This window comes from Streptomyces sp. 184, from assembly GCF_045781775.1.
Classification (GTDB): domain Bacteria; phylum Actinomycetota; class Actinomycetes; order Streptomycetales; family Streptomycetaceae; genus Streptomyces.
This window is the reverse complement of record NZ_CP123230.1, coordinates 130,256-151,994: the sequence shown is the minus strand read 5'-3', so window position 1 is coordinate 151,994 and position 21,739 is coordinate 130,256. Positions and strand designations below refer to the sequence as shown.

Annotated in this window: 18 protein-coding genes; 10 read left to right on the top strand and 8 right to left on the bottom strand. The window is 72.1% G+C overall.

Annotated elements, in window-relative coordinates; translation table 11 throughout:
* Positions 1 to 279: 279 nt before the first annotated feature.
* The 6 genes from QBL21_RS00480 to pstB all read left to right on the top strand — a co-directional run bounded on the left by QBL21_RS00480 (position 280) and on the right by pstB (position 6,412).
* Positions 280 to 1,308: a PstS family phosphate ABC transporter substrate-binding protein gene (locus tag QBL21_RS00480; protein WP_407566255.1), complete on the top strand. Its 1,029-nt coding sequence runs from the start codon at positions 280 to 282 to the stop codon at positions 1,306 to 1,308.
* A gap of 180 nt (positions 1,309 to 1,488) precedes the next feature.
* Positions 1,489 to 2,205, top strand: a complete 717-nt coding sequence (locus QBL21_RS00475) for a response regulator transcription factor (RefSeq protein ID WP_407559935.1) — start codon at positions 1,489 to 1,491, stop codon at positions 2,203 to 2,205.
* Between the two features lie 74 nt (positions 2,206 to 2,279).
* Complete coding sequence (gene pstS, locus QBL21_RS00470) at positions 2,280 to 3,416, top strand: phosphate ABC transporter substrate-binding protein PstS (protein WP_407559934.1); 1,137 nt, start codon at positions 2,280 to 2,282, stop codon at positions 3,414 to 3,416.
* Between the two features lie 141 nt (positions 3,417 to 3,557).
* A complete protein-coding gene (gene pstC, locus QBL21_RS00465; protein WP_407566254.1) occupies positions 3,558 to 4,535 on the top strand; it encodes a phosphate ABC transporter permease subunit PstC in 978 nt (325 codons plus the stop codon).
* The gene (pstA, locus tag QBL21_RS00460; protein ID WP_407559933.1) at positions 4,532 to 5,611 is read left to right on the top strand and encodes a phosphate ABC transporter permease PstA; all 1,080 of its coding nucleotides are present in this window, start codon (positions 4,532 to 4,534) and stop codon (positions 5,609 to 5,611) included. Before pstC ends, pstA begins: the two co-directional genes overlap by 4 nt.
* Before the next feature lie 24 nt (positions 5,612 to 5,635).
* Positions 5,636 to 6,412: a phosphate ABC transporter ATP-binding protein PstB gene (pstB, locus tag QBL21_RS00455; RefSeq protein ID WP_407559932.1), complete on the top strand. Its 777-nt coding sequence runs from the start codon at positions 5,636 to 5,638 to the stop codon at positions 6,410 to 6,412.
* A 124-nt stretch (positions 6,413 to 6,536) separates the two neighbouring features.
* Here pstB and QBL21_RS00450 read toward each other — a convergent pair whose 3' ends face one another.
* Positions 6,537 to 9,050, bottom strand: coding sequence for an ABC transporter permease (locus QBL21_RS00450; RefSeq protein ID WP_407559931.1), 2,514 nt, complete (start codon positions 9,048 to 9,050; stop codon positions 6,537 to 6,539).
* Between the two features lie 183 nt (positions 9,051 to 9,233).
* Positions 9,234 to 10,997, bottom strand: coding sequence for an aspartate--tRNA ligase (gene aspS / locus QBL21_RS00445; RefSeq protein ID WP_407559930.1), 1,764 nt, complete (start codon positions 10,995 to 10,997; stop codon positions 9,234 to 9,236).
* A gap of 128 nt (positions 10,998 to 11,125) precedes the next feature.
* On the opposite strand from aspS, the gene QBL21_RS00440 reads away from it, so the two are divergent.
* Positions 11,126 to 13,291, top strand: coding sequence for a SpoIIE family protein phosphatase (locus tag QBL21_RS00440; RefSeq protein ID WP_407559929.1), 2,166 nt, complete (start codon positions 11,126 to 11,128; stop codon positions 13,289 to 13,291).
* 4 nt (positions 13,292 to 13,295) lie between these two features.
* Here QBL21_RS00440 and QBL21_RS00435 read toward each other — a convergent pair whose 3' ends face one another.
* The 3 genes from QBL21_RS00435 to QBL21_RS00425 form a co-directional block, all read right to left on the bottom strand.
* The gene (locus QBL21_RS00435; RefSeq protein WP_407559928.1) at positions 13,296 to 13,565 is read right to left on the bottom strand and encodes a hypothetical protein; all 270 of its coding nucleotides are present in this window, start codon (positions 13,563 to 13,565) and stop codon (positions 13,296 to 13,298) included.
* A 122-nt stretch (positions 13,566 to 13,687) separates the two neighbouring features.
* Positions 13,688 to 14,644, bottom strand: coding sequence for a pirin family protein (locus tag QBL21_RS00430; protein ID WP_407559927.1), 957 nt, complete (start codon positions 14,642 to 14,644; stop codon positions 13,688 to 13,690).
* Between the two features lie 109 nt (positions 14,645 to 14,753).
* Positions 14,754 to 15,284, bottom strand: coding sequence for an SseB family protein (locus tag QBL21_RS00425; protein ID WP_407559926.1), 531 nt, complete (start codon positions 15,282 to 15,284; stop codon positions 14,754 to 14,756).
* Positions 15,285 to 15,429: 145 nt separating this feature from the next.
* On the opposite strand from QBL21_RS00425, the gene QBL21_RS00420 reads away from it, so the two are divergent.
* Positions 15,430 to 17,256 carry an acyl-CoA dehydrogenase gene (locus tag QBL21_RS00420; RefSeq protein WP_407559925.1) on the top strand — a complete coding sequence of 609 codons (1,827 nt, stop codon included), beginning with the start codon at positions 15,430 to 15,432 and terminating at the stop codon, positions 17,254 to 17,256.
* Positions 17,257 to 17,338: 82 nt separating this feature from the next.
* On the opposite strand, the gene QBL21_RS00415 is transcribed toward QBL21_RS00420, so the two are convergent.
* The gene (locus QBL21_RS00415; protein WP_407559924.1) at positions 17,339 to 18,286 is read right to left on the bottom strand and encodes a sulfotransferase family protein; all 948 of its coding nucleotides are present in this window, start codon (positions 18,284 to 18,286) and stop codon (positions 17,339 to 17,341) included.
* A 168-nt stretch (positions 18,287 to 18,454) separates the two neighbouring features.
* Between QBL21_RS00415 and QBL21_RS00410 the strand changes: the two genes are divergently transcribed.
* Positions 18,455 to 19,819: a M18 family aminopeptidase gene (locus tag QBL21_RS00410; protein WP_407559923.1), complete on the top strand. Its 1,365-nt coding sequence runs from the start codon at positions 18,455 to 18,457 to the stop codon at positions 19,817 to 19,819.
* A 214-nt stretch (positions 19,820 to 20,033) separates the two neighbouring features.
* Here the strand turns inward: QBL21_RS00410 and QBL21_RS00405 are convergent, their stop codons facing one another.
* Entirely contained in the window at positions 20,034 to 20,768 is a 735-nt protein-coding gene (locus tag QBL21_RS00405; protein ID WP_407559922.1) for a hypothetical protein, read from the bottom strand.
* 69 nt (positions 20,769 to 20,837) lie between these two features.
* Here QBL21_RS00405 and QBL21_RS00400 point away from each other — a divergent pair, with 69 nt between their 5' ends.
* Complete coding sequence (locus QBL21_RS00400; protein ID WP_407559921.1) at positions 20,838 to 21,401, top strand: ArsR/SmtB family transcription factor; 564 nt, start codon at positions 20,838 to 20,840, stop codon at positions 21,399 to 21,401.
* Here QBL21_RS00400 and QBL21_RS00395 read toward each other — a convergent pair.
* A complete protein-coding gene (locus QBL21_RS00395) occupies positions 21,398 to 21,694 on the bottom strand; it encodes a hypothetical protein (protein ID WP_407559920.1) in 297 nt (98 codons plus the stop codon). The genes QBL21_RS00400 and QBL21_RS00395 overlap by 4 nt on opposite strands.
* Positions 21,695 to 21,739 lie beyond the last annotated feature (45 nt).

Here is a 21,739-nt window from a genome sequence, read left to right as displayed (position 1 = left end):
CCGGCAGGCGCCCGCTAGATCCGATCTAGCGGGCCGCGCGCGGGGCGGGGCGCGAAGCGACCCACGGGCACGCGCCCGGCTCCTGCCTGCGCGTTCGCCCCGCGATCCGCGTTCTCCGCGCGTACGCACAAGGGCACCATGTCTGGTCGTCCACTGTTCATCCCGCGCTCACCGAAGCCGCCCCGCATGGCCGACTGCCGCCACTTCGATACGGAACCCGAGTGATGTCCGAATCGATCAGCGGAAAGCAGCGAGAGGCAGTGAGAGCACGTGAGCCCGATGCAGACGAAGCGCACCGCCGCCCGCCTGGGCGGCCTCCTCCTGGCACCGGCCGCCGTCGCCGCCCTCGTGTCGTGCGGCGGCGAGAGCGAGGCGAGCGCCGGTGACGACCGTACGGAACGGCTCACCGGGACGGTGCTGATCGACGGCTCCAGCACGGTGGAGCCGCTGACGAAGCTGGCCGGCGAGCGCTTCGGCCGGCAGGAGCCCGGGGTACGGGTCAGGGTCGGGGCGGCCGGCACCGGCGGCGGCTTCGACCGGTTCTGCGCCGGCGAGACGGACATCTCCGACGCCTCCCGGCCGATCAACGACTTCGAGAAGGAGACCTGCGCCAACTGGGACGTGCCGTACCGGGAGCTGACCGTCGCCAACGACGCGCTCACCGTCGTCGTGCCCCGCGCCAACGACTGGATCGACTGCATCACCACCGACCAGCTCAAGCGCATCTGGGAGCCCGGCTCCGCGCTGACGAGCTGGCAGGAGGTCGACCCGGCGTTCCCCGACGAGCCGCTCCAGCTCTACGGGCCCGACACCGACTCGGGCACGTTCGACTACTTCACCGAGGCCATCAACGGCGAGGAGAAGGCGTCCCGCGCCGACTTCACCCCGAGCACGAACGACAACACCCTCGTCGAGGGCGTCGCGGAGCACCCCGGCGGGCTCGGCTACTTCGGCTTCACCTACTTCGACGAGAACCGCGACAAGCTGCGCGCGCTGGAGGTCGACGCCGGTGACGGCTGCGTCGCGCCCAGCACGGCGTCGGTCCAGGACGGCTCGTACAAGCCGCTGGCGAGGCCGCTGTTCATCTATCCCTCGGCGAAGGCGCTGGAGCGCCCCGAGGTGGAGACGTTCGTCGAGTTCTACGTGGACAGCCACACGGACTTCGCCTCGGAGGCCGGCTACATCCCGCTCAGCGAGGTGCAGGAGACCAAGCTCAAGCGCGATCTGGCGCGGCTGAAAGAGCACAGCGGCCGGCAGGGCGGCGCCGGCGACACCGGCGGCGACGCGGGCGGCTCGGGCGGTCTGTGAGGTGAGCCGCGACGCCGTCAGTGGGGCTGGTGAGGCCGTGGACCACGCCGTTCATAACGGGCCGATAACGGCATCACGCATCCCTGTTCCGATGTTCACCTTCAGTTAACCGCCACCACCCGGCCGAGTCCGCCGACACGGAATTGCATGAGACGCGACGAAGGGGGTGGTGACCGACCGATGGACACACCGGCGATACCCGGCCAGCGACACGGGCATGTCCTGCTGCTCGCCGATCCGGACGAACAGGTGGCCCACGATCTGGCCGAACACCTGGCGGGCCATCAGGTGAAGGTCGTCTTCTGCTCGGACGGGGCGGAGGCACTTCTCCAGGTCGGCCTCCAGTCCCCCGACGCCGTGCTGGTCAGCGCCAAGCTGCCGCTCGTGCCCGGCGCCAGAGTGGTGGAGGTGCTACGCCGCCGCAGCGCCACGCCGGTCATCATCGGCGTCGGCCCGGACGACGCGGAGGACGCCGTCGAGGCGCTCACCGCGGGGGCCAGCGCCTGCGTCGCCCGCCCCTACCGGCCGTACGAGGTCCTGAAGATGCTCGGCGTCGCCAGCCCGGCGACGTACGACGTGGACCAGACGGTCGCCTCCGGCCCCTACAGCGTCAACCCCGCCACCTTCGAGGCCCGCGTCGACGGCCGGCTGGTGCAGCTTCCGCTCCGCGAGTTCAAGCTGCTGCACCTGCTGGTGGCCAACTCCGAGAAGGTCGTCACCCGCGACCAGATCAGCGCCGAGCTGTGGGGCGGCAGCGCGCCGAAGTCCAACACGATCGCCGTGCACATCCGTCGGCTGCGCGACCGCATCGGGGACAACCCTCACGATCCGCGGATCATCCACACCGTCCGCAACGTCGGCTACCGCTTCGTGCCGCCGGTCGCAGACCTCCCTTAGACCCCACAACTCCGTTTGTCTCGATTTGTTACCCAGCCGCCTCTGGTGTGCGGCCTCAGGAAGGAAAGTCCCCAGTGAAGTCTCAGAGCAAGATCCGGTTCCGCACCGCGGCAGGCATACTCGCCCTCTCCAGCGCCCTCGTCCTCTCGGCGTGCGGCTCGGACGACAATTCGGACTCCGGCGACGACAAGGGCGGCGGCGAGAGCAGCGCCGCCGCCGGCGGCGACATCAAGTGCGGCGGCAGCGGCGAACTCCTCGCCTCGGGCGCCAGCTCCCAGGACAACGCCGTCCAGCAGTGGGTCGCCGACTATCAGGCCGCCTGCCCCGACGTGACGGTCAACTACAAGCCGGTCGGCTCCGGTGCCGGCATCGAGGAGTTCCTCAACGGCCAGACCGCGTTCGCCGGCTCCGACTCCGCGCTGGAGCCGGAGGAGGTGGAGAAGTCCAAGGAGGTCTGCTCCGGCGGGCAGGGCATCAACCTGCCGATGGTCGGCGGCCCCGTCGCCATCGCGTACCACGTCGAGGGCGTGGACGAGCTGGTGCTCGACGCCGAGACCCTGGCGAACGTCTTCAACGGCAAGATCGGCAACTGGAACGACGAGGCCATCGCCAAGCTGAACCCCGACGCCGAACTGCCGGACACCAAGATCCAGCCCGTGCACCGCTCCGACGAGTCGGGCACCACCGAGAACTTCACCGCCTACCTCAACACGGTCGTCAAGGACGCCTGGCCGGACGAGGCGGACAAGAAGTGGCCGATCGAGGGCGGCCAGGCCGCCACCGGCTCGGCCGGGGTGTCCTCGCAGGTGAAGCAGACCGACGGCGCCATCTCCTACATGGAGATCTCGCACGCCGAGTCCAACGACCTGGCCACCGTCAAGCTGGACACGGGTGCCGCCGAGCCGGTCGAGGCGACCGTCGAGAACGCCTCCCAGGCCATCGCCGTCGGCGAGCGGGTCGGCGAGGCCCCCGACATGGCGCTGGAGCTGGACTACGCCACCAAGGAAGACGGCGCGTACCCGATCACCCTCGTGACGTACGAGATCGCGTGCGACAAGGGCAACAAGCCGGAGTCCCTGGACGCGGTGAAGTCCTTCCTCGGCTACACCGCCAGCGAGGCCGGTCAGCAGTCGGTCGTCGAGGTCGGCTACGCCCCGCTGCCCGCCGAGATCGCCGCCGAGGTCGTCAAGACCGTCGACAGCCTGTCCTGAACCGCCCTCCCGCCGGCCGGCGACCACCCCGTCCGGCCGGCGGGAGGCCATCCGGTGCACCGCCGCCGGGACGCGGGCGCAGATCGCGCCGTCGCCCCACACCAGACCGGAGATTCACGTATGACTGCTCCACCCACCGACATGGACACACCCGCCCCACCGCCGTCCCAGGTACTGCTGTCGGACGGCAAGGGCAGCACCCGCCGCGGCGACAAGGTCTTCTCCGGCCTGTCGAAGGGGTCGGGGATCACGCTGCTGCTGATCATGGCCGCGATCGCCGCGTTCCTGGCGTACCGCGCGTCCATCGCCCTCGCGGACAACGAGGGCAACTTCCTCACCACCTTCGAGTGGGACGCCAACTCCATCCCGCCGAAGTTCGGCATCGCCGTCCTGGCCTTCGGCACGGTCGTCTCCTCGATCGTCGCGATGGTCATCGCGGTGCCGATCGCGGTGGGCATCGCGCTGTTCATCACCCACTACGCGCCGCGCAGGCTGGCGGCGCCCATCGCGTACGTCATCGACCTGCTGGCCGCCGTGCCGTCCATCGTCTACGGCCTGTGGGGCGCCCTGTTCCTCGTGCCGCACCTGGTGGGCACGTACGAGTGGCTGGACCGCTACCTCGGCTGGACCGTCGTGCTGTCCTTCGACGGCACCGCGCCGCGCTCGCTGATGACCGCGGGCATCCTGCTGGCCGTGATGATCCTGCCGATCATCACCAACGTCAGCCGCGAGGTCTTCGCCCAGACCCCCCGCCTCCAGGAGGAGGCCGCGCTGGCGCTCGGCGCCACGCGCTGGGAGGTCATCCGCATGACGGTGCTGCCCTTCGGCCGCTCCGGCGTCATCTCCGCCTCGATGCTGGGCCTCGGCCGGGCGCTCGGCGAGACGATGGCGGTGGCCACGGTGCTGTCGCCGTCGGCGCTGCTGTCGGCGGAGATCCTCCAGGCGGGCGGGGGGACGTTCGCGCAGAACATCGCCGCGTCGTTCGGCGAGTCCGGGCAGTTCGGGCGGGACGCGCTGATCGCCTCCGGCCTGGTCCTGTTCGTCATCACGCTGGTGGTCAACGGCGCCGCCCGGCTGATCATCGCGCGCCGCAAGGAGTACTCGGGGGCCAACGCATGAGCGACGCACGCGCGGCTACCATCGCCGACAAGGCCGACCGGGCCGACCGCCTCGGCATCCAGCAGCCGCGGCTGCCGCGCTGGGCGCCGCTGGGCATCGCGGCCGGCGCCGCCCTCCTGGGGGTGCTGACCGGCGTGCTCGCCGACCTCGGCAGCCGGATCCAGTGGGGCCTGATCGCGGCGATCCTCTTCGTCGTCGGCCAGTACGTCATCTCGACGGTGGTCGAGGGCGGCCGGCAGGCGAAGGACCGGCTGGCGACCTCCCTGGTGTGGGTGGCGTTCCTGCTGGCCGTCATCCCGCTGGCGTCGCTGATCTGGGAGACCGTCAGCAAGGGCGTCAAGGTCACCGACGGCTACTTCCTCACCCACTCGATGAGCGGCGTGGTCAACGTCGCGCCCGGCGGCGGCGTCTACCACGCGCTGATGGGCACCATCGAGCAGGTCCTCATCGCCACGCTCATCGCCACCCCGATCGGGCTGCTGACCGCCGTGTACCTGGTGGAGTACGGCCGCGGGGCGCTGGCGAAGGCGGTGACGTTCTTCGTGGACGTCATGACGGGCATCCCGTCCATCGTCGCCGGCCTGTTCGTCCTCAGCCTGTGGATCATGATCCTGGACTTCGGCTACTCCGGCTTCGCCGGGGCGCTGGCGCTGGCGATCCTGATGATGCCCGTGGTGGTGCGCTCCACCGAGGAGATGCTCAAGCTCGTCCCGAACGAGCTGCGCGAGGCGTCGTACGCCCTGGGCGTACCGAAGTGGAAGACGATCCTGAAGGTCGTCCTGCCCACCTCGCTGGGCGGCATCACCACCGGCGTCATGCTGGCGGTCGCCCGTATCACCGGCGAGACCGCCCCCGTGCTGCTGCTCGTCTTCGGCAGCCCCGCGATCAACAACAACCCCTTCGACGGCGGCCAGGCGTCCCTGCCGCTGTACATCTACCAGCAGTGGGGTGCCGGCACCGAGGCGTCGTTCGACCGTGCCTGGGCCGCGGCCCTGGTCCTCATCGTCTTCGTGATGATCCTCAACCTGCTGGCCCGCGGGATAGCCCGCTGGAAGGCCCCGAAAACCGGCCACTGACGGCCATAGGAGAAGTGATCTGACATGGCCAAGCGCATCGACATCAGCGGCCTCACCGCCTACTACGGCGACTTCAAGGCGATCGAGGACATCTCGATGGCCGTCGAGCCGAAGTCCGTGACGGCCTTCATCGGCCCGTCCGGCTGCGGCAAGTCCACCTTCCTGCGCACCATCAACCGCATGCACGAGGTCATCCCGGGCGCGCGGGTGGAGGGGAAGGTGATGCTGGACGACGAGAACCTCTACGGCACCGGCGTCGACCCCGTCTCCGTACGGCGCGTGGTGGGCATGGTCTTCCAGCGCCCCAACCCGTTCCCGACGATGAGCGTGTACGAGAACGTGGCCGCGGGCCTGAAGCTCAACGCCCGCTACAAGAAGGCCGATCTCGACGACGTGGTGGAGAAGTCCCTGCGCGGCGCGAACCTGTGGAACGAGGTCAAGGACCGCCTCAACCGCCCCGGTTCGGGCCTGTCCGGCGGCCAGCAGCAGCGCCTGTGCATCGCCCGCGCCATCGCCGTCGAACCGCAGGTGCTCCTCATGGACGAGCCCTGCTCCGCCCTCGACCCGATCTCCACCCTCGCCATCGAGGACCTGATCGGGGACCTGAAGACCCGCTTCACGATCGTCATCGTGACGCACAACATGCAGCAGGCGGCGCGGGTCTCGGACCGCACCGCGTTCTTCAACCTGGCCGCCGTCGGCGAGCCGGGCCGGCTCATCGAGCTGGACGACACCGACAAGATCTTCTCCAACCCGTCGGTGCAGGCGACCGAGGACTACGTGTCCGGCCGCTTCGGCTGAGCCCGCCATCGCGGCCGGGGCCCCGTGTCGGGACCCCGGCCGGCCGAGCCGTCTTGCGGTGCTGCCTGGCGGTGCCGCCGCAAGACACCAGGGCCCGCCCCGCACCCGGGGCGGGCCCACCCGCTCACTCCTCCGCCAGCGCCGCCTCCGCGGGGCGCTTGCGCAGGGCCGCCCAGCCCGGCACCAGGGTGGCGGTGAGGGCGAGGGCCACGGCACCGGCGACCACCGCGGCGTAGATGGACGGCGGGCCGGAGGGGAGCAGGCTGTCCGCCGCGGCGTGGCTGAACGGCACCAGCGCCGTGGCCGCGGCCGCCGTGCCGAGGCCCACGCCGATCCCGGCGACGATCAGCGCCTCGATCGTCAGCATGCGCATGACCTGCCTGCGGGTCGCGCCGGCCAGCCGCTGGAGCCCGAACTCGCGGCGGCGGCCGGAGACGGAGAGCACCAGGTTGTTGACCACGGAGATCGCGGTGTACGCCACGATCATGCCGACCATCAGGTAGTTGACCCACGCCTGGGTCTCGGTGTCCTTGATGTTCGCCTCGATCAGCTCGTCCCGGTCCACGACGGCGGTGCCGGGGTGGTCCGCGAGGGTCTTCTCCAGGCTCGCCGTCAGCGCCGCGGCGCTGACGCCGTCCTCGGCGCGGACGAGGATCTGCTGCGGCAGCTTGCCGTCGGTGTGCCGGGCGAGGAGGTCCGCGGGCACGAACGCGGTGTCGTAGCCGTCGCGGCCCTCGAAGAGCACCGCGATCCGCAGCTTCGCGGCGGCGCCGTCGCCGAAGCGCACCTCGACGGTGTCGCCGACGCCGCGGCCGTCCGCCGCCCCGGCGGGCAGGGCGATCGTCTCGCCGGTGAGGTCGGCGACTTCCCCGGCGGTCGGCTCCAGGGCGGTGGTGCGGGCGGCGTCGCGGGCGTCGATGCCCTGGAGCGGCACGCCGTCCTCGTCGCCGATGCCGTCGATCCAGCCGGTGCTGGTGACGTACGCGCCGGCCGCGGCGACGCCGTCGGCGGCGCGGACGTCGGCGGTGAGCGCCGGGTCGAGGGTGCCGGAGGCGGAGTCGACGACGGCGTCGGCGCGCAGGGTCTGGGCGTACGCCTCGCGGGAGGCGTCGGTCTGCGTGGTCTGGAGGTACAGGTTCGCGGTGGCCATGGCGACGGCCAGCATCACGGGCGTGACGACGCCCGCCATCCGTACGGCGCGGGCCCGGGCGGTGACGACGGCCAGTTCGCCGCTGGCGCCGGTGACGGCCCTGACCGGTCCGGAGATCAGCACGGTGCACAGCTTCGTCAGACCCGGGCCGAGAAGCGCCAGCGCGATGGCCGCGCACAGCACGGTGGGCCCGGCGGTGCTGGCGGCGATCGGGCCGTCGAAGAGCACCCAGGTGAGGATTGCCAGCGCGCCCGCGCCGGCGAGGAAGAGCAGCGCGGCCACGATCCGCACCGGGGACGCCCAGCGGGTCCGTACCGCCGAATCCGCCATCGCCTCCACGGCCGTGACCTTCACCCCGCGCCGGCCGCCGATGAAGCCGCCGAGCAGCGAGGTCAGCAGCAGCGCGCCGCCCGCGGCGATCGCGGGGATCCAGCCCTGCTCGTACGCGACGGCCCCCGAGACCATGCCGCTGCCGGTGAACTCCTCGAACAGCCGCTCCCCCGCGGGCGGCCCGGTGAACCAGCCCGCCGCACCGGCGAACAGCGCGACCATCAGCGTCTCGGCGAGCAGCAGCCGGCGCAACTGCCGCGGGGTGCCGCCGATGGTGCGCAGCAGCGCGAACTCGCGGCGGCGGCGCTCGACGGACAGCGCGACGGTGCCGGAGACGACGAAGACCGCGACCAGGGTGGCCATACCGCCGAAGGCGCCGGCCAGCGCGATCAGGTCCTCCTTGCGGGTCAGCACCTCGGGGTACTCGACGGCGCCGCGGTCGTCGCCGGAGACGACCTTCGCCGGGGCCTGCGCCTGCGCGGTGCGCTCAGCGACGACGTCGCCGATGCGGTCCTTCAGCTCGCCGTGGTCGGTGCCGGGCGCCGCCGTGACGGCGATGTCGGCGACGGCGGGGGCGAGCGCGCGGGCCCGGTCGTCGGTGAAGAACACGGCGCCGCGGTCGACGGCGTGCGCGGTACGGACCACGCCGGTCAGCCGGTACGCCTCGGCGCCGCCCTGCGCGGCGACGCGCACCTCGTCGCCGGGGCGGACGCCGTACGCGGTGGCCGTCGCCTCGTCCAGCACCACGTCGCCCGGGCCGGCCGGCGCCCGGCCGGCGGTCAGCTCGTACGGGGTGACGGCGGCGGAGGACCAGCCGTGGCCCTGCGTGTCGGGGGCGTCGCCGGTGCCGAGGACGGCGGCTTCGAAGACCCGCTCGGGGACGGCGCGTGCGACGCCGGGGACGTCCCGTACGGCCGCGGTCAGGGCGTCGTCCAGCGCGGGGCGCTCGGGCAGGACGGCGGTCTCGTCGCCGCGGGGCAGCGCACGGTCGCCGGTGACGACGAGGGCGGCCCCCGCGAGCCGCTGCGCCGGCGCGTTGTTGCGTATCCCGGTCTCCAGCAGACCGCCGCACGTCATCACGATGACGGCGCCCAGGAAGAGCGCCAGGAAGGTCGCCGAGAGCGCGGCGGCTCGGTGGCGGAGCGTGCGGATGGCCATGGCCCACATGGGACGGTTCCCCTCTGCGATGTCGTATGACATCAACCTAGGAATCCGCGTCCGCTCGCCCCATGGGATGCCCACCCGACTGCGGGGTGTACCTGGCACCACCACGGGCCGGGGGCCCGTCGGGCACCCCGGCCCGTACGCCGGTGCGAAAGCCGTGTCGCAGGCTCTCCGGGACTACTTCGGCTGCGGCTTGCGCAGCGCGATGTGCAGCTCGCGCAGCCGCGTCTCGTCGACCTCGCTGGGCGCGCCCATCAGCAGGTCCTGCGCGTTGCCGTTGAGGGGGAACGCGATGGTCTCGCGGATGTTCGGCTCGTCGGCCAGCAGCATCACGATGCGGTCGATGCCGGGCGCGATCCCGCCGTGCGGCGGGGCGCCGAAGCGGAACGCGCGCAGCATGCCGCCGAACTCGCGCTCCACGTCGTCCTTGCTGTAGCCCGCGATGCCGAACGCCTTGAACATGACCTCCGGCTCGTGGTTCCGGATCGCGCCGGAGGACAGCTCGACGCCGTTGCAGACGATGTCGTACTGGAACGCGAGGACGTCCAGCGGGTCCTTGCTCTCCAGCGCCTCGATGCCGCCCTGCGGCATCGAGAACGGGTTGTGCGAGAACTCGATCGCGCCCGTGTCGTCGTTCTTCTCGAACATCGGGAAGTCCACGATCCAGCAGAACCGGTAGACGTCCTCGGCGAACCGCCCGGCGCGCTTCGCGGCCTCCACGCGCACCGCGCCCATGATCTTGGAGACCTCGTCGGTCTCGCCGGCGCCGAAGAACACCGCGTGCCCGGCGGCCAGGCCCAGGCGCTCGGTGAGCACGCGCACGTTCTCCTCGGTGAGGAACTTCGCGATCGGCCCGGTCAGCTTGCCCTCCTCGCCGACACGCACCCACGCCAGGCCCTTGGCGCCCTGCTCGACGGCGAAGTCGCCGAGCGCGTCGAAGAACTTGCGCGGCTGGTCCTGCACGGCCGGCACCGGCAGCGCGCGCACGTGCTTGCCCGCGAACGCCTTGAACTCGCTGCCCGCGAAGACGTCCGTGACGTCCGACAGCTCCAGCTCGGCCCGCAGGTCCGGCTTGTCCGAGCCGTACTTCACCATCGCCTCGCGGTACGGGATCCGCGGGAACGGCGACGTGACGTGCCTGCCGTTGCCGAACTCCTCGAACAGCTCCGTCATCACCTTCTCGATGACGCCGAAGACGTCCTCCTGCTCGACGAAGCTCATCTCCATGTCGAGCTGGTAGAACTCGCCGGGCGAGCGGTCGGCGCGGGCGTCCTCGTCGCGGAAGCAGGGCGCGATCTGGAAGTAGCGGTCGAACCCGGCCATCATCAGCAGTTGCTTGAACTGCTGGGGGGCCTGCGGCAGCGCGTAGAACGTGCCGGGGTGCAGCCGGGAGGGGACCAGGAAGTCGCGGGCGCCCTCCGGGGAGGTGGCCGAGAGGATCGGGGTGGTCAGCTCGTTGAAGCCGAGGGCCGTCATCTTCTGCCGGATGGCGGTGACGACCGCGGTGCGCAGCATGATGTTGCGGTGCATGCGCTCGCGGCGCAGGTCGAGGAAGCGGTACTCCAGCCGCCGCTCCTCGCCGACGCCGTCCTCGGCGTTGATCGTGAACGGGATCTGCCCGGCGGCGCCGAGCACCTCGACGTCGGCGACCTCGATCTCGATCTCGCCGGTGGGCAACTCGGGGTTGACGTTGTCGGCGCCGCGGGAGACGACCTGGCCGTCGACGCGGACGACGGTCTCCTTGGTGAGGTGCGCCAGCGCCTCGTTCGCGGGGGTGCCGGGGCGGGCGACGAGCTGGACGATGCCGTAGTGGTCGCGCAGGTCGATGAAGAGGATGCCGCCCAGGTCGCGCCTATTGTGCAGCCAGCCGGACAGGCGGACGTCGCTGCCGACGTCGCTCGCGCGCAGCTCGCCACAGGTGTGGGACCGGTACCGGTGCATCATCCATCCAGTTCGTCGGACTCGTGTCTTCGGCTTGCCCCAGTTGGGCCAGCAGGGTGTTCAGCCCGCCAAGACTACCGTCCCCCGCCTCCCCGGCCGCACGCGGTCAATCACCTTAAAATAGGGCAATGCGCACCGAGGAGGTCCTGGCTGCCGTCGGCACCGGGGTGTGGAGCTGGGACGCCGCCTCCGGCACCGTGACCATGGACGCCGAGGCCGCCCGGCTCATCGGGCTGCCCGCGCGGCAGACTGAGACCACGGCCGCCGGCGTCCGCGCCCGCTGCCACGGCATGGACTACGTCGAGCTGGCCGGGGCGATGGAGCTGGCGCGCACCGAGGGCACCGTGGCGGAGGCGCGGCTGCGGATCGTGGACGAGCGGGGGACGGTGCTGCGGGTCGTACGGACCAGGATGCGGCCGTTCAGCGGCGGGGAGGCGGCGGGCGCGGCCCCCGACCCCGAGGAGGTGCTGATGTCCGGCACCATCCAGGAGGTCGTCGAGCCCCTGCCCGGCGCCAGCGCCGGCACCTCCCCGCCGTCGCCGCTGACCAGCGACTGGCGGCTGTCCCGCGAGGCGTTCCTGCTCGACGCCGGCCGCGCGCTCGCCGAGTCCCGCGGCACCGACCAGGTGCTGCGCGTCGCCGCCTCCCTGTCGATGCCCGGCTTCTCGCCCGACGGCATGGCCGTCTTCGGCGTCAAGGGCGACCACCTCACCCTCATCGGGCAGCACGGCTACCGCCCCGAGGACGAGGAGCCCTTCAACGACATGCCCCTCGACTCCGACTACCCCGGCTCCGTCGCCGTCCGCACCGGCCGCGCCATCTACATCGCGGGCCGCGAGGACTACCGCCGCCGCTTCCCCGAGGCGTGGCGGCTCGCCGGCCGGCTCGGCCGGCGCTCGTGGGCGTACGTCCCGCTGATCGTGGCCGGCCGCGTCATCGGCGTGTGGCTGGCGGCCTTCTCCCACCCCGCGCCCTTCACGCCCGACGAGCGCTCCGTGCTCACCACCGTGGCGCGCATGCTGGCGCAGGCGCTGTCCCGCGCGCACGTGCACGAGTCCGAGCGCGAGCTGTCCGCCGGGCTCCAGCGCAGCCTGATGCCGGAGGAGGTGCCGCCGACGCCGGGCATGACAGTCGCCGCGCGCTACGTGCCCACCGGCGGCGGGCTGGAGATCGGCGGCGACTGGTACGACGTGATCACCCTCGCGTCCGGCAAGACGGCGCTGGTCATCGGCGACGTCCAGGGCCACGACGTACGCGCCGCCGGACTGATGAGCCAGTTGCGCATCGCCATCCGCGCGTACGCCTCCGAAGGCCACCACCCCGACGCCGTCCTCACCCGCGCCTCGCACTTCCTCACCCAGCTCAACCAGCGCGAGGACCTCGCAGACGACGCCACGCCCGAGGAGGCCGACCCCCGCTTCGCCACCTGCCTCTACATCAAGGCCGACCCGGCGACCGGCACCCTGACCATCGCCCGCGCCGGCCACCTCGACCCGGCCATGGGCGTCGGCGACGGCACCCTCCTCGTCCGCCCCACCGAGGGCGGGCTGCCCCTCGGCGTCGTCGAGGACCCCGACTACCCCGTCACCCGGCTGGTCCTGGAGCCCGGCGAGCTGATGCTGCTGTGCAGCGACGGGCTCATCGAGACCGGCGGCCACGACCTGGAGACCGGCCGCGACCGGCTGCGCCGGGTCTTCGCCGGGCACGTGGGAGACGATCTGGAGGCGCTGGCGGACGCGCTCATCGACGCCGTCAGCGGCCCGCACTCACACGCCCACCCCGGGCCGCACGCCGAGCGCCGCGAGGACGACATCGCGCTCGTCCTCGTCCGCCGCGACCAGCCGCCGCACGAGGGCGAAGGCGAGGGCGAGGCGGGCGCCGCCCCCGGCACCGGCCGCCACATGCACCTCACCGTCCCCCAGGCGGAGCAGCAGCGCACCGCGGACGCCCGGCACGAACTGCGCGCGATGCTCTTCGACTGGGCGACCCCCGCGCAGGTCGACTCCGCCGAGCTGGTGCTCTCCGAACTCGTCGCCAACGTCCTCCTGCACACCGACAGCGACGCCGACATCAGCGCCGACGTCATGGGCCCCCGCGGCAACCGCACCCTGCGCGTCACCGTCGCCGACGCCGACACGGGCCTGCCGCACCTGCGCCACCCGGGCGAGATGTCGTCCTCGGGCCGGGGCCTGTTCCTGCTCCAGGAGCTGTCCGGGGAGTGGGGCACGGAGCCGCGGGGCGAGGGCAAGGAGATCTGGTGCGAGTTCCACGAGGAGGACTGGCCGAACCCGTAGCCGGTCAGCCGCCGGGGGCCGCGGGCGCCCGCCGTACGGGCAGCATGGTCCCGGTCTCCGCCGGCGTCAGATGCTCCAGCACCAGCCGGTTGACCCAGCCGGCCTGCTCCAGCGGCACCAGGTGGGACGCCCCGGGCACGACGGCCAGCCGGCTCCCGGCGGTGCAGAACCCCCCGTGCAGCAGCACGAGCGGCTCGCCGTCCCCCTCGGCCCCCTCGGCCCCCTCGGCCTCGTAATAGGTCCGCACCCCGCTCAGGTCGGCGTACTCACCCACGGCACAACCTCCTCCGCAGCAGCGCCACCACGGTCCCCCCACCCTCCGCCACCCCCGCCCCACCCGCAACAGGGCTTGCAGGCGGGGCGGTGCCGACGGGGCGGGGCCGGCGGGCCGGGGGCTCAGGCGTGCTCGGCGGGGACGGTGCCGAGGCGGCCGGACTTGAAGTCCTCGAACGCCTGGACCAGCTCGGCCCTGTTGTTCATGACGAACGGGCCGTAGTGGGCCACCGGCTCGCGGATCGGCCGGCCGCCCAGGAGGACGATCTCCAGGTCCGGGGCGTGGGAATCCTGGGTCTCGGCGGCGCCCACGGTCAGCGTGCCGCCGGGGCCGAAGACCGCGGTCTGGCCGGCGCGCAGCGGGCGGCGTTCGCGGCCGGCGGTGCCGTGGCCGGCGAGGACGTAGGCGAGGGCGTTGAAGTCCTCGCGCCACGGCAGGGTGGCCTCGGCGCCGGGCCGGACGGTGGCGTGGATCATCGTGATGGGGGTGTGCGTGCTGCCGGGCCCCGTGTGGCCGTCGAGGTCGCCGGCGATCAGGCGGAGCAGGGCGCCGCCGTCGGGAGTGGTGAGGAGGGTGACGCTGCCGCCGCCGATGTCCTGGTAGCGCGGGGCCATCAGCTTGTCCTTCGCCGGGAGGTTGACCCAGAGCTGGAGGCCGTGGAAGAGGCCGCCGCTGACGACCAGGTCCTCGGGTGGGGCCTCGATGTGCAGGATGCCGCCGCCCGCGGTCATCCACTGGGTGTCGCCGCCGTCGATGACCCCGCCGCCGCCGTTGGAGTCCTGGTGCACGAGCGTGCCGTCGATGAGGTACGTGACGGTCTCGAACCCGCGGTGGGGGTGCCAGGCGGTGCCCTTCGGCTCCCCGGGCGCGTACTCCACCTCGCCCATCTGGTCCATCATGATGAACGGGTCGAGCCGGGCCGTGTCGATGCCCGCGAACGCGCGCCGGACCGGGAAGCCCTCGCCCTCGAAGCCGGCCGGGGCGGTGCTGACGGCGCGCACGGCGCGGTCGGCGGTGGCCGCCGGGGGCGGGGAGACGCGGGGCAGGAGCAGGGGGTTGTCGACGCTGACGGCAGGCATGGGGCCTCCTCGGTTGGTCCACCCTCGGGGTGGTTGAGGACTAAACAACCTTCGGCGGCCGTCCCATTCCCCGGGCTGCCGCGCTTTCCGCGGGCCGCTGTGCGCGGGGTCAGCCGTACATGCGGCGCATCGCGAAGTCGACCATCTCCTCGACCGCCTTCGCGTCCACGACCATCCGGTGGTCGCCCTCGATGTCGAGCACGAACCCGTAGCCCGTGGGCAGCAGGTCGATGACCTCGGCGCCGGTGACCGTGAAGTACTTCGACTCCCGGCCCGCGTAGCGGCGCAGCTCCTTCAGCGAGCTGAAGAGCGGGATCACCGGCTGCTGGGTGTTGTGCAGGGCGAGGAAGCCGGGGTTGTCGCCGCGGGGGCAGTAGATCTTGGAGGTGGCGAAGATCTGCTGGAAGTCCTCGGAGCCGATGGCCCCGCCGGTGAACGCCTTGACCGCGTCCGCAAGGGACGGCGGGGCGGGCTGGGACGGCTCGGGGTAGAGGGGCTGCTCGGCGTAGCCGCCGGGGGCGGGCTGGTCGTACGGCCCGGGAGGCGCGGCGTACTGGTGCCCCTGCGGGTGTCCCGGCGGGGGCGCCTGGGGGTGGCCCTGCGGGGCCCCGTAACCGGCGGACTGGTCGTAGCCGTACATGCATTCAAGCCTAGCCGCGTCGCGGGAATGCCGGTGCGGACTCCGCCACGCGGACGGATGTGACAAGAGGAGGGTTGCGTTTTATTACTGACGGGTAGCATCATGGATGGTCGCTGACCCCTTTTGCCTGATACGGAGCCTGCGCATGGGCCACTACAAGTCGAACCTCCGGGACATCGAGTTCAACCTCTTCGAGGTGCTGGGCCGCGGCGACGTCTACGGCACGGGCCCCTTCGAGGACATGGACGTCGAGACCGCGCGGAGCGTACTCACGGAGATCGCCCGGCTGGCCGAGAACGACCTGGCCGAGTCCTTCGCCGACGGCGACCGCAACCCGCCGGTCTTCGACCCGGAGACCAGCACCGCCGCCGTACCGGCGTCCTTCAAGAAGTCGTACGAGACCTACATGGACGCCGAGTGGTGGCGCCTTGGCCTGCCCGCGGAGATCGGCGGCACGCCCACGCCGTCGTCGCTGATCTGGGCGTACGCCGAAATGGTGCTCGGCGCGAACCCCGCCGTGTGGATGTACGCCTCCGGGCCGGCCTTCGCCGGCGTGCTCTACGACGAGGGCACCGAGGAGCAGCGCAAGGCCGCCCGGATCATGGTGGAGCGGCGCTGGGGCTCGACGATGGTGCTCACCGAGCCGGACGCCGGCTCGGACGTGGGCGCGGGGCGCGCCAGGGCGCTGGAGCAGGCGGACGGCTCCTGGCACATCGAGGGCGTCAAGCGGTTCATCACCTCCGGCGAGCACGACCTGTCGGAGAACATCGTGCACTTCGTGCTGGCCCGCCCGGAGGGCGCCGGGCCCGGCACGAAGGGGCTGAGCCTGTTCGTCGTGCCGAAGTACGACTTCGACTGGGAGACCGGCGAGCTGGGCGAGCGCAACGGCGTCTACGCCACCAACGTCGAGCACAAGATGGGCCTGAAGGTCTCCAACACCTGCGAGCTGACCCTCGGCGACCGGCACCCGGCGAAGGGCTGGCTGCTCGGCGAGAAGCACGACGGCATCCGCCAGATGTTCAAGATCATCGAGTTTGCCCGGATGATGGTCGGCACGAAGGCCATCGCGACCCTGTCGACCGGCTACCTCAACGCGCTGGAGTACGCCAAGGAGCGCGTCCAGGGCCCGGACCTGGCGCAGTTCACCGACAAGACGGCGCCGCGCGTGACCATCACGCACCACCCGGACGTGCGCCGCTCGCTGATGACGCAGAAGGCGTACGCCGAGGGCATGCGCGCCCTCGTCCTCTACACCGCCTCCGTGCAGGACACCATCCAGGTGCGGGAGGCAGCGGGCGAGGACGCCTCGGCGCTGCACGCGCTGAACGACCTGCTGCTGCCCATCGTCAAGGGATACGGGTCGGAGAAGTCGTACGAGCAACTCGCCCAGTCGCTCCAGACCTTCGGCGGCTCCGGGTACCTCCAGGAGTACCCGATCGAGCAGTACATCCGGGACGCGAAGATCGACACGCTCTACGAGGGCACCACCGCCATCCAGGGGCAGGACTACTTCTTCCGGAAGATCGTCCGCAACCAGGGGCAGGCGCTGACCTCGCTGGCCGAGGAGATCAAGAAGTTCCTGGCCGAGGCGGTCGGCGGGGAGCAGATGGCCGCCGCGCGGGACGAGCTGGCCCGGGCGGCGGTGGACCTGGAGGCCATCGTCGGGGTGATGCTCGCCGACCTCGCGGCCACCGAGAAGGACGTGAAGTCCATCTACAAGGTGGGGCTCAACACCACCCGGCTGCTGCACGCCTCCGGCGACGTCGTCATCGGCTACCTGCTGCTCAAGGGCGCCGCGGTAGCGGCGGAGAAGCTGCCGACGGCCGCGGCGAAGGACGTGCCGTTCTACCAGGGGAAGATCGCGGCGGCGACGTTCTACGCCCGCAACGTGCTGCCGGGCGTCGGGGTGCAGCGGTCGCTGGCGGAGGGCATCGACCAGTCGCTGATGGAGCTGGACGAGGCCGCGTTCTGACGCGGAGGCCGCCCCCGCCCCCGTACGCCGACCCGCGGGCCGGCGTACGGGGGCGGGGTGCGGGCCGGGTGGGCGGGCTGGGTCAGTCCCGGTAGCCCCAGGCGGCGGCGTACTCCGCCATCTCCGGGGACAGCTCGGCGGCCCCCTCCGCGAAGGTGCGGGCCGCCTGGATCCGGCCGGACCTGATGTTGTCGCTGCGGTCGCCGAGGTTGGGCCGCAGCCGGCCGTGGTCCTGCTCGCCGTACTCCAGCATCGACGCCTCGAACTCCACGTCCAGGTACGCGCAGACGCCGCGCATGACCCGCTCCGGGTCGGAGGTCAGGTCCTCGTACGTGAGGGTGTGGCCGTCGAGCGCGGCGCGCGCCCGCTCCAGCGGCTCGAAGTACTTCAGCGCGTTCGCCTCGTTCTGGGCGCGGGTGGCGGTGTTGGACCTGCGGTTCTCCAACGAGCTGACGATGCCCTCGGGATGGCGCAGCAGGAACAGGAACTTCGCCTTCGGCCAGGCGTGCGCCAGCCGCTCCCAGGCCCACACGTTGCCCGGGGTCTTGTCGACGACGACGTCCTTGCCGCTGCGCTCCAGCTCCAGGTGCAGCACCCGGTCCCACAGCACGTGCTCCAGCTCCACCTTGTCCAGGCCCAGTTCGAGCATGGACTGGTCGGAGAAGCCGGGGGTCAGGTCCACGCCGAGGGTGCGCAGGTGCAGCTCGTGCGGGGCGCGTATGCGCGAGTGGCTGTTGAGCAGCATGCGCAGCAGCGTGGAGCCGGAGCGTACCGGCGCGAGCACGAAGACCGGCGCCTCGATCTGCCGGGGCACGGCCTCCACCCCGTAGGCCGGCTCGACGGTCTTCTTGGGCGGTCGCGGGCCCTTCGGACCGGCCTTCTGCGGTGTCTTCTGCGGCGTCGCCGCCTCGGGTGCCACCTGCGCCGCCGGGACCGCCTCCGCGCCCGGACCGGTCAACTGCCGCGGCGGCCGAAGCGCCTCGCCCAGCAGCCGGGCCCTGCGCTTGATGCCCGTGTTCACGACTCCCATGGGGCCTCTGCCACCCTTCGCTCGCACCGTGCCTGTCCGTCACCCCCCCGTGCGGACAGCCGGTACCTCACTGGCAACAGGCGCCACACACCCGGAAGAACGTAAGACAACGATTCGGCGAAGGCAATGGCTCGATTCCGCTTCTCACCCACGTCTTAGGCTGTGGCTATGACCACTGCCCCTCCGCCCCGGTTCGACCGCAGCCACACCGACGACCTCGCCGGGTATCTCACCGCGTCCCCCACGCCGTACCACGCCGTGGCCGAGGCCGCCCGGCGGCTGGAGAAGGCCGGGTTCACGCAGCTCCGGGAGACCGACGCCTGGGACGCGACGGCCGGCGGCCGCTACGTGCTGCGCGGCGGCGCACTCATCGCCTGGTACGTGCCCGAGGGCTGCGCCCCCGAGACGCCGTTCCACATCGTCGGCGCCCACACGGACTCGCCCAACCTCCGGGTCAAGCCGATGCCGGACACCGGCGCGCACGGGTGGCGGCAGATCGCCGTGGAGGTCTACGGCGGGCCGCTGCTCAACAGCTGGCTGGACCGGGACCTGGGTCTCGCGGGACGGCTGACGCTGCGTCCGGGCGCGGGCGCGGGAGACGGTGCCGGTGGCGCCGGTGCCGGTGGCCCGGAGGGCCCGGGGGGCGGGGAGGTGCGGCTGGTCAACATCGACCGGCCGCTGCTGCGCGTACCGCAGCTCGCCATCCACCTCGACCGGGGCGTCGTCACCGAGGGCCTGAAGCTCGACAAGCAGCGCCACTCGACGCCGATCTGGGGCCTCGGCAACGGACGCGAGGGCGACCTCGTCGAGTTCCTGGCCGCGGAGACAGGCGTCGCGGCGCGCGACATCATCGGCTGGGACCTGATGATGCACAGCGTCGAACCCCCCGCCTACCTCGGCCGCGACCGCGAACTGCTCGCGGGTCCGCGCATGGACAACCTCCTCTCCGTACACGCCGGCGTCGCCGCCCTCGCCGCCGCGGCGAACTCCGGCACCCCGCCGACCACGATCCCCGTGCTGGCCGCCTTCGACCACGAGGAGACCGGCAGCCAGTCCGACACCGGCGCGGAGGGCCCCCTCCTCGGCACCGTCCTGCGCCGCACCGTCGCCGCCCGCGGCGGCTCGTACGACGACACCGCCCGCGCCCTGGCCGGCTCCGTCTGCCTCTCCTCCGACACCGGCCACGCCGTGCACCCCAACTACCCCGAGCGCCACGAGCCCGGCCACCACCCGATGCCGAACGCGGGCCCGATCCTGAAGGTCAACGTCAACCAGCGCTACGCCACGGACGGCGCCGGCCGCGGGATCCTCGCCACCGCCTGCGAGCGGGCCGGGGTGCCGTGGCAGACGTTCGTCTCCAACAACGCGATGCCCTGCGGCACGACCATCGGCCCCATCACCGCGGCCCGCCACGGGATCACGACGGTGGACATCGGCGTGGCGATCCTCTCGATGCACTCGGCGCGGGAGCTGTGCGGCGCGGACGACCCGCACCTGCTCGCCGGCGCACTGGCGGCGTTCCTGACGGAGTGAGCCGGCCGGACCTCCTTTCGTAGACGCGGACGGGCAGGGGCGGGTGCGTCAGTCGCGAGGGCGGGGCGGTGCACGTCGCCCCGCCGGAGCGGTGTGCGGAGTCGGTGTGCGGAGTCGTGCGGGCGGGAGCACGCCGGCGCGCCGGGGCCTGGGCGGTGTCGCCCGTGCGGTGTCGCCCGTGCGGTGTCGCCCGTGCGGTGTCGCCCACCCGGCGTTACGCGTACGGCCTGATGGCCACCGTGGCGTCGAATTCGAGCCGGTTCTCCCCCGCCGGAGCCGGCAGATCGAGAACCCGGTCCAGGAGCCGGCCGCCCAGCCGTCCGCAGCCCTCGGTGCGCGGGGCGGCGAACTCCGCGTCCGCGGCGCCGAAGGAGACCACCAGCGGGTCCTCGGATATCACCTCCGTCGGGCGGGTGTCCTTGAGGACGAGGTGGATCGGCTCCGCGTCCTCCGCGCCTATGGAGCAGCCGCGCGGCAGCAGCGGACCGCCGACCGCGAGGGTCAGGTCCAGCTCACCGCGGCGTACGTCGTCGGACTCGAAGTCGCTGTAGCCCCCGTACCGCGGCGTGAGCGTCAGCGGCGTCCCCCCGACCCGTATCGGCTCGGCGGACATCTCGCCGAACACCTGCGCATACGCGCCGTCGACCCGGCCCTCCGCGAACGTCAGCGTCATCGGCCGGTCGATGGGCTCGTCCACACCTCCGACCCGCAGCCGCCCCGTCGCCCGCATGACCTCGCACCGCCACGTCCCGGGATCGGCGCCCGCGGGCAGCTCGTCCGCCGCCGGACAGGCGCCGAAGTCGAACCCGGTCCCGGCCGGGCCGGTCTCCGCGGAGGCGGGGGTGGCGCCGGTGGTGAAGACGGCGAGCAGGGCGGTGAGTGCGGTGGCGGCCAGGCGGGCGGTGCGCGCTCCGCGCCCGGACGACCGGCGGTTCCAGTTCTTCGTCATGACCCCAGCATCACAGAGATTTCTCTGCAAAGAAAGCTCTGCAAAGAAACCTGTGGATAAACTGCGGCCATGACGGACGAGCGGCGCAAGGTCAGCAGCCCGGAAGCGCTCAAGGCACTCGCCCACCCGCTGCGGCTGCGCATCCTGCGCCATCTCGGGACCCACGGCCCGGCGACGTCGACGACGCTCGCGGCGGCGCTGGGCGAGAACACCGGGACGCTCAGCTACCACCTGCGCATGCTGGAGCGCGGCGGCCTCATCGAGGACATCCCGGAGCGGTCGGCGGGCCGCGAGCGCTGGTGGCGCGGCGTACCGGGGCTGGACATCCGCCGCCCGCCGATGGAGGACGTCACGGCGGGGGAGCGGGCGGTCATCGCGGAACTGGACCGGCTGCGCGGCGCGGAGGACCTGGAACTGGCGCGGCGGTTCGCGGCGGGGCAGGGCGAGGAGTCGGAGGAGGGGTGGCTGCGGGGGTCACGCGGGCTGAGCCATCTGACGAAGGAGCAGTTGGACGCCTTCCACGACGACTACCTGAAGCTCCTGGCGAAGTACCGCCACACCCCCGAAGACGCCGCCCCGGGCGCGCGCCCGGTCCTCCTGCGGTGGTTCGGCATCCCGGCGGACACGGACTAGGAGGCGGGCTCCTCGGGCAGCCGGTCCGCGAGGGCCTGGACCGCGGCCAGGACGGTGGCGAAGCCGTTGGTCACTTTGGCGTCAAGGACGTCGATCCGCTGACTCTGCTCCAACTGCGTCTCGCGGAGTGCCTGGAGCGTCTTGCGGTGCGCTCGCATTTCGAGCTTCAGATCCGCCACGTCCCGGTCGTTTATGGCGACCATCGCGTGCGTCTGCGACATCTGGTCGTGGACGGCGTCCACGCGGGCCTCCAGGGTCTCTACACGGCGACGAAGCTCGTCGGACTCACTCATACGGCCTAGCGTATCTGACCTGCAACGATGCAGGGTCGTTTCTCC